The sequence below is a fragment of the Acidovorax sp. GBBC 1281 genome, from assembly GCF_028473645.1.
In the GTDB taxonomy this organism is placed as follows: Bacteria; Pseudomonadota; Gammaproteobacteria; order Burkholderiales; family Burkholderiaceae_C; genus Paracidovorax.
In genome coordinates, this window is the sequence record NZ_CP097269.1 from 4,024,057 (window position 1) to 4,036,293 (window position 12,237).

At 67.3% G+C, this 12,237-nt stretch carries 13 protein-coding genes; 5 read left to right on the top strand and 8 right to left on the bottom strand.

Annotation, left to right across the window (positions count from 1 at the left end):
* Window positions 1-30: 30 nt before the first annotated feature.
* Window positions 31-1,383, bottom strand: a complete 1,353-nt coding sequence (locus M5C96_RS18810; protein WP_272564659.1) for a hypothetical protein — start codon at window positions 1,381-1,383, stop codon at window positions 31-33.
* Window positions 1,384-1,649: 266 nt separating this feature from the next.
* On the opposite strand from M5C96_RS18810, the gene M5C96_RS18815 reads away from it, so the two are divergent.
* Both M5C96_RS18815 and arsC read left to right on the top strand, forming a co-directional pair.
* Window positions 1,650-3,320 (top strand): Na/Pi cotransporter family protein, encoded by a 1,671-nt coding sequence (locus tag M5C96_RS18815; protein ID WP_272564660.1) that lies wholly within the window; start codon window positions 1,650-1,652, stop codon window positions 3,318-3,320.
* 80 nt (window positions 3,321-3,400) lie between these two features.
* Window positions 3,401-3,793, top strand: a complete 393-nt coding sequence (gene arsC / locus M5C96_RS18820) for an arsenate reductase (glutaredoxin) (RefSeq protein WP_336297867.1) — start codon at window positions 3,401-3,403, stop codon at window positions 3,791-3,793.
* A gap of 45 nt (window positions 3,794-3,838) precedes the next feature.
* Here arsC and M5C96_RS18825 read toward each other — a convergent pair whose 3' ends face one another.
* Window positions 3,839-4,795, bottom strand: coding sequence for a BclA C-terminal domain-containing protein (locus M5C96_RS18825; RefSeq protein ID WP_272564661.1), 957 nt, complete (start codon window positions 4,793-4,795; stop codon window positions 3,839-3,841).
* 411 nt (window positions 4,796-5,206) lie between these two features.
* On the opposite strand from M5C96_RS18825, the gene M5C96_RS18830 reads away from it, so the two are divergent.
* Window positions 5,207-5,566, top strand: a complete 360-nt coding sequence (locus M5C96_RS18830) for an HPF/RaiA family ribosome-associated protein (protein WP_272564662.1) — start codon at window positions 5,207-5,209, stop codon at window positions 5,564-5,566.
* Window positions 5,567-5,649: 83 nt separating this feature from the next.
* Complete coding sequence (locus M5C96_RS18835; RefSeq protein ID WP_272564663.1) at window positions 5,650-5,805, top strand: hypothetical protein; 156 nt, start codon at window positions 5,650-5,652, stop codon at window positions 5,803-5,805.
* Window positions 5,806-5,859: 54 nt separating this feature from the next.
* On the opposite strand, the gene M5C96_RS18840 is transcribed toward M5C96_RS18835, so the two are convergent.
* Entirely contained in the window at window positions 5,860-7,302 is a 1,443-nt protein-coding gene (locus M5C96_RS18840; RefSeq protein WP_272564664.1) for a YopJ family acetyltransferase, read from the bottom strand.
* Window positions 7,303-7,663: 361 nt separating this feature from the next.
* Complete coding sequence (locus M5C96_RS18845; RefSeq protein WP_272564665.1) at window positions 7,664-8,734, bottom strand: bile acid:sodium symporter family protein; 1,071 nt, start codon at window positions 8,732-8,734, stop codon at window positions 7,664-7,666.
* A gap of 96 nt (window positions 8,735-8,830) precedes the next feature.
* Here M5C96_RS18845 and M5C96_RS18850 point away from each other — a divergent pair, with 96 nt between their 5' ends.
* The gene (locus tag M5C96_RS18850; RefSeq protein WP_272564666.1) at window positions 8,831-9,775 is read left to right on the top strand and encodes a LysR family transcriptional regulator; all 945 of its coding nucleotides are present in this window, start codon (window positions 8,831-8,833) and stop codon (window positions 9,773-9,775) included.
* Window positions 9,776-9,828: 53 nt separating this feature from the next.
* Here M5C96_RS18850 and M5C96_RS18855 read toward each other — a convergent pair whose 3' ends face one another.
* The 4 genes from M5C96_RS18855 to M5C96_RS18870 form a co-directional block, all read right to left on the bottom strand.
* On the bottom strand, window positions 9,829-10,005 hold the full coding sequence (locus tag M5C96_RS18855; protein ID WP_272564667.1) for a hypothetical protein: 177 nt from the start codon (window positions 10,003-10,005) through the stop codon (window positions 9,829-9,831).
* A gap of 286 nt (window positions 10,006-10,291) precedes the next feature.
* Complete coding sequence (locus M5C96_RS18860) at window positions 10,292-10,423, bottom strand: hypothetical protein (protein ID WP_272564668.1); 132 nt, start codon at window positions 10,421-10,423, stop codon at window positions 10,292-10,294.
* Between the two features lie 236 nt (window positions 10,424-10,659).
* On the bottom strand, window positions 10,660-10,800 hold the full coding sequence (locus M5C96_RS18865; protein ID WP_272564669.1) for a hypothetical protein: 141 nt from the start codon (window positions 10,798-10,800) through the stop codon (window positions 10,660-10,662).
* Window positions 10,801-10,909: 109 nt separating this feature from the next.
* Window positions 10,910-12,139 (bottom strand): hypothetical protein, encoded by a 1,230-nt coding sequence (locus M5C96_RS18870; protein ID WP_272564670.1) that lies wholly within the window; start codon window positions 12,137-12,139, stop codon window positions 10,910-10,912.
* Window positions 12,140-12,237 lie beyond the last annotated feature (98 nt).

The window sequence follows — 12,237 nt, forward strand, 5'->3', positions numbered from 1 at the left end:
CCGCGATGGGGCCGCTCGGCACGGCTTCGCTCATCGGCTCCTCGGAAAAATCTCTGCCATGGAGTAGCCCTCGATCGTGGTCAGATGCTCCACGCCGTTGCGCATGCGGGCTTTGATGTCGCTGATCGATGCCGCCAGTTCACTGAATTTCGTTCCAGGGTTCATGGCCGCCGCATCGCGCCACTGCTTGAACTGCCGAAGATCCAGCCGGGCGCTCACCGTTTCGTCGGCCAGTTGTTCCACCAGATCGCCATGGCCTTGAAGCAGTTCATCTCTACTCGCCAGCACCTGCTCCAGGTTTTGGATCTTTCTGCCCATCGCCTGGACGTTTTCGAGGAGCTCCAGCACGCCACTGACGTGATATGTCATGTTCATGGTGCGGAGCGACAACAGGGCCTGCGCCGTTTCGTGGCGCTTTTCGTCTGCCGCTCTCTGTGCCAGCGCGGCGGCTGATTCGGCAGCCGCCGTGCTGGCAACATGTGTGGGGGAAGCTGGCGCGGAGCCCTCGGTCGAAGAAGCGCTGGCCACCGGCTGGGTCGATGCGTTCGCTTCACCGACACGGGGGCTGGCAGCCGATTTCGGCGGTTCGGACTGGATGGACGCCACGCTCGCCTCCACCTCGACTTCGATCTCCACGCTCTCCTTCGTTTCCGTTTCCGTCGCTGCTTCTGTTTCCGTGTCCATTGCCAGATCCGCATCCCAATCCGACAGCGCGTCCATGAAGACGTCCGTATCCGAGTCAGCGTCCGATTCAGGGGTCCCCGCCAGTCGCGCCTGCATGGCGCTCACCGCGGCCTCCGCTTCCTGGAACACCGCCTCCAGGTTCACCGATGCGGCCTGGGCCCACTGGTTGTAGCGCTCCCGTTGCTCGTGGCCGTCCAACTGGTTGATCTCCTTGCGCAGTTCTGCCTGCGCACCGAGCGCAGCGTCTCTGAACCGCAGCATGTCTTGCAGATTCCGAATCTGGGCCTGCACCGCCGCGAGGTTGTCCGTCACCGACTTCTGCGCATCGTCGACATACCCTTTCGGCTCGCCCCACATCTTGAGAATTCCTTGCGCCGCCCGATCGTGCTGATGAAGGACCGCGTCCAGGGACTTTGCCACGGTGGCGGCGGAAGTCTTCGACACGTCCCCGGTGCCAGCCGGCGATGACTGGATGCGGATGCCCACGTTCGATCGGGGACGGTTCACGTGGGAGGCCGCATGCGTCGGTGGCGCCCCGGCGTCCCCGGTGGATGTGCGTGGATGCCCAGCCCTGCCTTGCAGCGCGAGCGCAGTCTGCGGCATGGAACTCGACCTTGCCGCCGGGACGGCTTGCTTTCCGCGTTCGGCAACGGAGGGGGCAACGCGCGGCGGAGACGTGATTTCTTTGAGGTGGACCATGGCTTCTCCCTTGAATGCTTTAATGGAAGGGCCGAGGGTAGGAACGGGCCTTACCCACCGCGCCGCAGCGCCCGAAGCCCTTGCCCGGCGCGCAAAACCCGGGCCATCCCGTGCCATCCAGGCCACCCGGCACACCGATCCGACCCGCCCAGGCCCGTGGTTGCTGGCGGGCTGCTATGGATTCAGGAGTATGCTGTCACTCCCGGAACGGCAGGCAGGCCAGGAGCCCTGTGCCCCGCCCCCGGGTGAAGCATCCGATCCCTTTCATGAAGCACCTGTTGAATCTGCTGGCCGCCGTGGCACTGCTGGTCTGGGGCACCCACCTGGTGCGCACGGGCGTGCTGCGTGTGTTCGGCGCCAACCTGCGCACCATGCTCGCCCGCAGCATGGGCAACCGCTTCACGGCAGCGCTGTCGGGCATCGGCGTGACGGCCCTGGTGCAGTCCAGCACGGCCACCTCGCTCATGACCTCGTCGTTCGTGGGCCAGGGGCTCATCACCCTGCCCGCCGCGCTGGCGGTGATGCGCGGGGCCGACGTGGGAACTGCCCTCATGTCGGTGCTGTTCTCCACCGACCTGTCGTGGCTGTCCCCCCTCTTCATCTTCGTGGGCGTGGTGTTGTTCATCACCCGCCAGTCCAGCTCGGCCGGGCGCGTGGGGCGCGTGCTCATCGGGCTGGGGCTGATGCTGCTGGCGCTCGAAATGGTCGTGCAGGCCAGCGGCCCCATGCTGGCTTCCCCCATCATCAAGGCCATGCTCGGCTCGCTCAACAGCGACATCGTGATGGAGATCGTCATGGGCGCGGTGCTGGCCGTGATCGCGTACTCCAGCCTGGCCATCGTGCTGCTCATCTCGGCCATGGCGGCCTCGCACGTGGTGCCGCTGGACGTGGCCCTGGGCCTGGTGCTGGGGGCCAACCTGGGCAGCGGCCTGCTGGCCGTGCTGACCACGGCCAAATCGGCCGTGGAGGTGCGGCAGGTGACCGTGGGCAACCTCGTCTTCAAGCTGATGGGCGTGGCGCTGGTGGCCCCGTTCGCGGGGCTTTGGCTGCGCTACGTACAGCCCCACATGCCGGGCACGGCACAGGGGGTGGTGCTGTTCCATCTGGGCTTCAACGTGGTCATCAGCCTGGGGTTCATCGCCTTCACGCAATGGGTGGCCACCTGGGTGACCCGGCTGCTGCCAAAGCCCGTGGGCGCGCAGAGCCTGCGGCCCCACCACCTGGACCCTTCGGCCCTGTCCACCCCGTCGCTGGCCATTTCCTGCGCCGCCCGCGAGGCGCTGCACCAGGCCGACGTGGTGGAGACCATGCTGCTGGGTGTGCTCGATGTGATCAAGAAGAATGATGTGCAACTGGCCGAACGCCTGCGCAAGATGGATGACGAGGTGGACGAGCTGTATTCGTCCATCAAGTACTACCTGACCAAGATCTCCCGCGAGGCGCTGGGCGAGGACGAGAGCCGGCGCTGGACCGACATCATCAGCTTCACCATCAACATGGAGCAGATCGGCGACATCATCGAACGCGTGCTGCTGGACATCGAAGACAAGAAGATCAAAAAGGGCCGCCAGTTCTCCGACGCCGGCATGGCCGAGATCACGGAGTTGCACGAGCGCCTGATCAACAACCTGCGCCTGGGAATGAGCGTGTTCCTCAACGGCACGGTGCGCGACGCGCAGAAGCTGCTCGAAGAAAAAGCGCGCTTTCGCGACCTGGAGCGCGCCTACGCCGCCACCCACCTGGTGCGCCTGGCGGACAAGACGGTGCAGAGCATGGAAACCAGCTCGCTGCACATCGACCTGATCAGCGAACTCAAGCGCATCAACTCGCACATCTGCTCGATCGCCTATCCCATCCTGGACTCGGCCGGTGCCTTGGCGCCCAGCCGCCTGCGCTCGGCCACCGGCGCGGCGCAGGACGCCACGATCGGAAAATGACGGGCTTGCCGCCCACGCACGCGCCCCTTCCGAGTGCCGCGCCATTGGCGCAGCCCGACCCCTTGCCGAAAGCCCCGCCTGTGACCTCCCCTGCCCTGCCCGACCGCGCCTTCGAACCCGACGTCGTCATTTATCACAACCCGGAATGCGGCACCTCGCGCAACGTGCTGGCGCTGATCCGTGCGAGCGGCATCGAGCCGCATGTGGTCGAGTACCTGAAGACCCCGCCTTCGCGTGCCATGCTGGCATGGCTGGTCACGCGGGCAGGCGTGCCGGCGCGCGACATGCTGCGCGAGAAACACCCACTGCATGCCGAACTGGGACTCGCCGATCCGGCCCTGGACGACACCCGGTTGCTCGATGCCATGGCCGCCCACCCCGCACTCATCAACCGACCCATCGTGGTATCGCCGCGGGGCGTGCGCCTGTGCCGGCCCGCCGAACGGGTGGCGGATCTTCTGCCCGCCCGCTAGCGAAGCGGTGGGCCCGGTGCCCGCCCGTGCGCCCATCGGATGGGGTCAGTCCATCTGCTCGACGATCAGGGTCGCGCCCGCCCCGCCGTCCAAGGTCACCGAGCCCAACATCCCATAGAACTGGGCCTGCAAGGTGGAGCCCGCGATCAGCGTCACGATGGTCTCGCCGAGATACCGGTTCGTCGATGTGCTGGGCACCTCGGTCAAGGCGGGATAGGAGGCGCCATTGATCAGCACCCGGGCGCTCGCCAGGGTGGCGGCGGTGGTGCGCATGGCGTATTTCACGCGGTAGCGGCCCGTGGTGGGCACCGTGAAGACGTCGCTGGAACCATTGGCGAGAAAGCCACCGCCGAGGTTCTGCGCCTGCGGCATCGGCACATTGGTGCCCCCCAGCAGGACGGCGATGGTGGAGCCGGCCGTGTTGTGCGCAGCCATCGACACCGCACTCACCGCCCCACCAGTGCCCGCAGGGCCGGTCGCACCCGCCGTGCCGGTGGCGCCCGCCGCACCGGTCGGGCCCGTGGCCCCCATCACGCCCTGAAGGCCTTGCGGGCCCGCCGGACCGGTGGCGCCGGCCAATCCGATGGGCCCCGTCGCGCCGGTCGCGCCCGATGACCCGGTTGCGCCGGTCGCCCCCTGCGCGCCCGTGGCACCTGTCGCTCCGCCAGCCCCGGCCGGACCGGTCGCGCCGGTGGGCCCCGCCAACGCCGAAGCAGCGGCCGGGGAACAACTTCCCAGGCGGCCCGAAGCGCCATCGAAACATGCCAGTTGGCCCTGCTGCGGCGAGGCAGGCAGCGCAGGCAACAGGACCGCGCCATCGGACTGCACCCGAAGGCGCTCATCGGTGCCGCCACTGCTGCGCACGCTGAAGCCGCCGCCAGGGGGCAGCGTGATGCTGACATCGGCGGCATTCGCCGCGGCGAAATGCAGAGAAACCGTACAGGCGATCAACGCCGCGATGGCATGGCGGCGATGCCGCGGGCAAGAGGAAATCGTGTGCATGGCGCAACCCGTTCTGATTTTTTGAGAAACGACTTCTTTGCCGGATGCCCCTTCCCGAACCGGGAGACAGGGCGTGCAACGACGCTCGGGTCGCGGCAAAGACTCGGGGCCGCTGTCCGGAAAACCGCCTGCGTCTTCCGCTCCTGGTGCATGGCTCGACGCCTGTAGCACCTCTCACCCCTCTTACGAAATTTAACAGGCGAATCCGCCCCATGCCAAGGCACCCGCATGGATTTTTTTTCGATTTCCACGGGGCACAGCGCCACGGCTGAGCGATGTGAGGGGCGCTTCAGCCCAGGTGTCACGCAACGTGACAAAGGACCCTGCGCACGGCCCCATGCTCCCTCGGCCTACAGGCCGGCGGGACCGCCCAAGGCACTCTGGGCGCTCTTATCTGCATCAGGAGATCTCATGGAAATTCACATCAACATGGGCAATGGCATGGACAACCGGGAGAGCCTGGAACGCTGGGCGGATGCGGAGATCCGCAAGAATCTGTCGCGGTTCAACGAAGGCGTGCGGCGCGTCGAGGTGCACCTGTCGGACGTTAACCATGACCGGGGCGGCGCAGACGACAAGCGCTGCGTGATCGAAGCGCTGGTGCCCCAGCATGCGCCTGTCGTTGCCACCCACAACGCACCCACGGTGGACGAAGCCTTCCGCGGCGCCGAAGCCAAGTTGCAACGCGCACTGGACAGCGCCCTCGGCAAGCTCAAGGACCAGCGCGATCGCACCTCGATCCGCACGCAGCCGGAATTGCTGCAGCCTTGATCGAGCACAGTCGGCGCTCGCCGACCGCCCGGGCCAGCCCTGCCAGGGCCTGCCCGGCCTGTATTTCCGTCCCAGGAGACACGATGAACACCCCCAAGCACCCCCACGGCGATGACGAGCCGGAAATCACCCAGGAAGACAGCGTGCCGGTGGACGACACAGACCCCGATGACGAAGCCATGATGAAGGAGGTCCGCAACGACCGCCTGAAGGTGCCGCCCGGCGAAGAAAAGGAATGAGGCCGGTGCCCGCCACCCGGGCCCGCCCGCGCGGCGATGGGCGCCGCAGCGCGTTCAATTGCGGTAACGGTCCTGCCAACGGCGGTCCACGCCGTCCATGAACGCGCACAAGTCATGCACCTCTCCCGGCGGGCAAATGGCGGCATGCTGCAAGGCCTTGTCGAGGAAGGCGATGCGCTTGAGCTCGATCGATGCGCTTTGCATCAGCGGGCCGGAGTGCCGCGCATCGGCTTGCGGCCAGCGAGCGACCCGGTGGGCATCGTGGCGCTGCACCAGCGTTTGCCCCTTGCGGTTCAAGGGATCCGATGGGTTCATCGGGCTCCGGGCCAAATAGGCCAGCACCTCGTTGCGGGACTGGGCGTGCTTCATGAATGGCAGACCGACCCAGGCCGCTGCGTCCAGGGCATAGTGCCCCAACAGGCCTGTCCGCGGCCCCTTCGGAGGCACGGCAGGGTCGGCTGACGCAAGGTGCCGGTCTTGCGCAACGGCGCTCGCACCGCGCTTGCCGGCGTCCCGCCGCAGCCGCGAGGAAGAATCGGCATCGGATTCTGCATCCGAGGATGCCACGCTGTCACCATCGCTTTCTCTGCCGAAGCTCTCGTCGTCGCTGGAGTATTCGGCCGGCTGCAGCAACTCGGCCTCGACCGGCACCGCGTCGAACGGCAGCGCCGCGCCGCGCAGGCGCTGGTCATGCAGGGCATCCATGGAAGCATCCTGGTGGCACTTCAGGGCCATCGACAGCGCAAAGATCCTGCAGGAGCGCAGGCTCTTCTGGGCTGGCACGTCCAGCAGCACCAGCGGCCAATCGTCCGGCAGGTGCAGATGGCTCGCCATCTCGGCGGCCGTGATGAGCGGCTCGGCGTTCCCCGCCAAGGACGGGCTCAGGTGCACGATCGAGCCACGGCGGCCGGGCTGACCCGGCAACCCGTCGATCCGCACGTCCAGCGCAAGGTCGTGGGCCGAGTTGTCCAGGACGGCCCGCCAGCGCCCCGGCGGCGCAGCCTTCAGGAACTGCGTCCATTCCGCGGAGCCGAAGCCTTCGTTGTCGGGCACCACGCCCCGGTCGTTGGGCTCGTTGACGTGCGCATAGACCAGGCGCAGTTGCGGGTCCTCCGCATTGAGCGCGGCCACCACCGCCGGCATGGCCAGCTTGCGGATGGCATCGGGCTCGTCGTCCGGGCTGGCACCTTCCCCGTGCAGGCCGGCAACCACCCCACGCAGTTCGCTTAACCAATCGACCACCTGCCGCCGCTGCACGGCCGCCGCATCGCCCTCTGGCAGGGCGACACGGGGAGCCGCGGGGAGGGGCAACCCCATGGGCAGGCACAGGGCACCGGGCAGGACCGAGGGCGTGGGCGCGCCGGGGCGATCGGGCGCGGGCGCCAGCAGGCGGGCGGGCTCGATGCCCAGGCGCGACAGCGCGGGCGCATTGTTCAGCAACGGCGCATCCGCATGGGCTCGCGCCCAGCGCCACAGCGCAGTGCGGGCGGGCGTCATCGGCAGCGCGGGCCCGGAACGCCGCGGCGGCAGAGGCGGACCGGCCTGCCTCGGCAGGGACGAGGGACCGGTCAGGCGCGGTCGTTGCGCGGGGCGTTGATCCACGGAAGTCGCGGCTTCCTGCGCAGTGGCGGGACGGGGCCGGCGGGACGACGAAGGAACAGAAGGAACGGGGCTGGGCATGGGGTCGGGGGAGGAGGGACGCCCCCCAGCCATCGGCGGGCACAGGGCAAGATGGCACGCCCCGGGCGCCATCGCCCCCACCCGCGCGAACCGGCTGCGCGCCAAGCGAAGCGGGGGTGCGCCGTCTCTGCCAGCCACCCGGCCCCGCAACGCCCTCCATCAGCCCCTTCCGTCGCCCCTACGGAACCCGCGGCGCCTCGGCCGCGCGGGCCGCTGCCGCATGGGCAGCGATGCGATCCGCGGGGGCGAGGCCCTCGGGTCGGCGGGCGTAGCGCTGGGCGAGCACGGCGCACACCATGAGCTGCAACTGGTGGAACACCATCAGCGGCAGCACGATGGCCCCCACCGCGTGCGATGCGAACAGCACCTTGGCCATGGGCACGCCGCTGGCCAGGCTTTTCTTGGAGCCGCAGAACACCACGGTGATCTCGTCCTCTTTCGAAAACCCGAACCGCCGGCTGATCCACGTCGTGGCCGCCAGGGCGATGGCCAGAATCACCGCGCACACGACCAGCAGACCGGCCAGCGCCGGCAGTGGAATCTGCCGCCACAGCCCCTCGATCACGGCCGCGCTGAAGGCCGTATAGACCACCAGCAGGATCGAGCCCTGGTCCACGAACTTGAGCACCGCGGCACGGCGCTGCACGAAGCCGCTGATCCACGGACGCAGCAGATGGCCCGACAGGAAGGGAACGAACAATTGCAGCGTGATGCGCCCAATGCTGGCCAGCAGATCGTGCGTGCCCCCACCCGCTGCGCCGCCCGCGCCATGCGCCATGGGAACGCCCGGCAGCAGCCAGCCCACCAGCAGCGGCGTGATCACGATGCCCAGCAGCGTCGAGCCCGATGCCGCGCACACGGCGGCAGGCATGTTGCCGCGCGCCATGGCGGTGAAGGCGATGGCCGACTGCACGGTCGCCGGCAGCACGCACAGGAAGAGCACGCCCAGGTACAGCTCGGGCGTGACCAGCGGCTGCAGCACCGGCCGCAGGGCCCAGCCGATGAGCGGAAAGAGCACGAAGGTGGAGGCCACCACCACGAGGTGCAGGCGCCAGTGCGACAGGCCGGCCACGATGGCCTGGCGCGACAGCTTGGCACCGTGCAGGAAGAACAGCAGTGCCACCGCGGCCAGCGTGGCCTGCTCGAAGCCCTGGGCCACCCGCCCCGAGGCAGGCAGCAGGCTGGCCAGCGCCACGGTGGCGAGCAGCGCGAGGGTGAAATTGTCGGGAAGGAAACGGGAGCGGGCCATGGAACACTGAACCTTTGCAATCGGATGGCCGCCATTAGGCCCGGGGCGCGATCCAAAGAGAAATGGATTTATCTGATGGTTTTATGATGGGAAATCATGAATGTCACGCTGCGCCAGCTTTATGTCTTTCGCGCGGTCGCCGCCACACGCCATTTCAGCCGCGCGGGCGAACAGATCGGCCTCACACAACCCGCGGTGAGCCGCTGCATCACCGAACTGGAGGCGCAACTGGGCCTGCAGCTGCTCAACCGCACCACGCGCGAGGTCGAGCTGACCGAGGCGGGCCGCAGCCTCGCCGCCCGCCTGGAGCGCGTGCTGGAAGACCTGGACGCGGTGCTGCTGGACGTGCGCGGCATGGCGTCCGAACGGCGGGGCCGGGTGCGTGTGGCCAGCAGCCCCACACTTTCGGCCCACCTGATGCCCGACTGCATCGCCCGCTGCCAGCGCGAGATTCCGGGCCTGCAGATCGTGCTGCTGGACCGCATCCAGAACGACGTGCTGGCGAGCGTGCTGTCGGGCGAAGTGGATTTCGGCGTGGTGATCGACCCTGGCGAGCGCGAGGCACTCACCTGCGAGGCCATCCTCACCGAGCCCTTTTGCGTGGCCTGCCCGCCCAGCCACCCGCTGGCGCGCCGGCGCAGCGTGCGCTGGACCGATCTGGCGGGCGAGCCGCTGGTTTTGCTCGACCATGCCTCGGGCAGCCGCCGCCTTATCGATCAGGCGTTTTCTGCCCAGGGCGTGGCCGCCACCGTGGCGCAGGAGGTCGGCCACCCGACCACGATCTTTCGCATGCTGGCCGCGGGCCTGGGCATCACCGTGGTGCCCACGCTGGCCTTGCCGCCAGAGGGCCTGCCCGGGGTGGCCGTGCGCCCGCTGCGCCCGCGCGTGGACCGCGAAATCGTGCTCGTCCACCGCCGCAACCGGGCGCTGGCGCCGGTGGCCCAGGCCGCGTGGGACTTGGTACGGACGGTGGCCCGGGAGCGGCAGACAAGAAGTCCGCCCCGTGCAGAGCCAAGGCACTCGACCGAAGCGACGTCATAAGACTTGCATCGCCAAGCCTTCGAAACCCGCTCCCAGCGGCTTGCGCCAGCGCCCTAACGCTGAGGCGCCGGCCCAGCGTTGTAATCGCGGTTCTGGATCGGCCCGCTGCGTCCAAGAACACGACCGCTCGGTGGCGCGGCAGCGTCGGCAGACGCACTGCTTTGGGCTTGCGCGCCAGGGTTCACCATGTGCTGATAAAACTCCTTCGCATCGGGCGTGTTGAACATCATGGTTTGCATGTCGGGGTCGAAAGACTCCTGACGCGTGAAGCTCGAGGACGGAGAAGGCACAGAGGCTGGCGGTTTTTCAGTTTTCGGTCTGGGCGTGTGGCTGGTCTGCGCATAGAGCCCCCCCACCATGGCCGCATCCGCCATCAATTGCTGATGCCGTTGCTCCTTGACGCTGAGTGGGCGGCCCGAAGACGAGTCCCCACCGATCTGCGTGCGGCGGCGAGCGCCCTGCTCAGACGCAGCGGCTCCCGATTGGGCACGAGAAGAAGGCATTCCGGGTGGAGCGTCATGCGAATGGCGCGATGTCTTTCCTGACGAACTCCCCGAGGATTTGCCTGAACCCATCTTTCGGATGGGCCTGCGTGTCGCTGGACTTGCTGCGACCTATGCCTAATTTATGGGTGATGCCGTTGAACATGGGAATCCTTGCGTGCAGTGTGGAACATGGCTCCACTTTAGGCATGCGCCAGATGGGCGCCGAAACCATCCGAAGCAGTGCGTTGCAAAACGCAATCGACTGGCCTTGGCCTTCACTTCTGCGGCCAGTAAACCGCACCAGCACCAGCGCCGCCTCCGCCGTGAACCGGCTGCGCACCAACCGGAGGCATGAAGAGCCTAAAAGGCCTCCGCCGCAATAAATACTAGGGCATATCGCTATAAAAACAATAGCATTAGAAAATTGATGCGCAGCATGTTCCTCTTGGCAACCGAGTCTTCCACGTTGTCCAGCGCCAACGATTCGGTCAGTGCCAGCAAGTGGTGGCGGATGCCGGTCTGCTGGATCGCCTCGACCACGCCCGCCACGAGGCCGGGGGGCGAACCTGCCGCACGCTCCCGTTCACCGAGACGTGCTTGTTACAGCGGCGTGATTCACTCAGCAATGCACGGGGCATCGCATCGGCAATCAGCGTCCTACGCCCGGCCGGGTGAACATGCGGACCCCCATCGATCCAATCGTCGCCCGGTCTTCTTCGCTGACCTCCATGGCTTCTTCGTCTGCCAGACCGTGGTTGGAGATGGTGTCCGAATCGCTGTCCTGCTCCAGCGAAAAACCGAAACTTTCCAGCGTCAGGGGTTCGGATGTGCGGCGACTGTCCGCTTCTGACGATGCGGATGTCTCTGCATCGTCTTCGTCATCGGGCGGGAGCATGCCCTGGCTTTCCATGAACTTATTTCTGTGGATCTGCTGATTGATTTCCAAGAGACTGCCGTCCCGAAGCTCACCGGGCAGCGGTGCGGGCTTTCCTTTCGTGCCATCCGTTTTCTCAGCGATCCCTTCCCTCACCGCGTACTCGGCAAACTGGACCTTCCGGCGAGCGCCGGCGACCGTAGCGGCCGGCTCGGCGCCACCTTGCGGCCGGACCGCTGCGTACTCCGCGTTGAAGCGCCGGCCTTGGAACTGGGTGCTGCGGCTGAGCTTCGGCCCCTCCCCTGCCGTCACGGACGGGCCGGTCGCGTCGGATGGCGCGCCGGCGCTGGCAGGCGAGGCAGGAACCGGGGCGGCAACGGATTCCGGGGGCGGCGGTGATGCAGGCCGTGTCCTTCGGGACGTCGCGGCCCGCCAGCCGGTCGCCGAAGGCGAATTCGGACTGGAGGATTCCAAAGGGGCCTCGGGCTGCACGGGTTCTTTGCCCGGCCGGCGAATGGCTTCCTGTGGGCGCGAGGGCCCAGCCCCTTCGCTCGACGTCCCGGGCCGGGGCGCCGGACTTTCATCGCGCTGCCTGCGCAGGCGCTGCGATTGGTATGCGGGAGTGCTGGCGGTCGGCTGGTGAGCGCCTCCTTGCAGGTTTTGCCGCTGCCCCGCCCGCTGGCGGGCCGCGAGATTCTCAGCGGCAATGTGCAGCATTTCAAATCGATGGAAACTGATCCCCTGGTTGTTGATGGTGCTCATCTTTGCGCACACTGCCTCGTATTCCGCTTTGAGATGCGGGTCGGCCGCCGTGCGTCGGAAAACCTCTTCGGTCGAGCAGTTGCTCGCATTGGCGCGCGCCGTCAGGTTCTCCTTGACCGCTCTATCAAGGGCCGCGCGATCTGGAACGAATGTCTCGCTGCCAGTCGCCTGCGCGAACATTTGGCTCCCGATCTTGTTCCTCTCGGCTGAAATGACGCGGTGATCGTAGAGTTGGGAAGCCACGCTCCAATCCAGGCGTGCAGTCCTGTTGCGCTGTGCCTGGAGGTCGATCCGCGGCTGCCCCATTTGCCCGGCCACAGGCCCCGCCCCCGTCTGCCGCG

Coding starts and splice junctions, on each gene's coding strand:
- M5C96_RS18830 (WP_272564662.1), top strand. CDS start 5,207: ATGGAAATTCACATCAACATGGGCAATGGCATGGACAACCGGGAGAGC.
- M5C96_RS18835 (WP_272564663.1), top strand. CDS start 5,650: ATGAACACCCCCAAGCACCCCCACGGCGATGACGAGCCGGAAATCACC.
- M5C96_RS18825 (WP_272564661.1), bottom strand. CDS start 4,795: ATGCACACGATTTCCTCTTGCCCGCGGCATCGCCGCCATGCCATCGCG.
- M5C96_RS18855 (WP_272564667.1), bottom strand. CDS start 10,005: ATGATGTTCAACACGCCCGATGCGAAGGAGTTTTATCAGCACATGGTG.
- M5C96_RS18845 (WP_272564665.1), bottom strand. CDS start 8,734: ATGGCCCGCTCCCGTTTCCTTCCCGACAATTTCACCCTCGCGCTGCTC.
- M5C96_RS18860 (WP_272564668.1), bottom strand. CDS start 10,423: ATGTTCAACGGCATCACCCATAAATTAGGCATAGGTCGCAGCAAGTCC.
- M5C96_RS18815 (WP_272564660.1), top strand. CDS start 1,650: ATGAAGCACCTGTTGAATCTGCTGGCCGCCGTGGCACTGCTGGTCTGG.
- M5C96_RS18810 (WP_272564659.1), bottom strand. CDS start 1,383: ATGGTCCACCTCAAAGAAATCACGTCTCCGCCGCGCGTTGCCCCCTCC.
- M5C96_RS18850 (WP_272564666.1), top strand. CDS start 8,831: ATGAATGTCACGCTGCGCCAGCTTTATGTCTTTCGCGCGGTCGCCGCC.
- M5C96_RS18840 (WP_272564664.1), bottom strand. CDS start 7,302: ATGACGCCCGCCCGCACTGCGCTGTGGCGCTGGGCGCGAGCCCATGCG.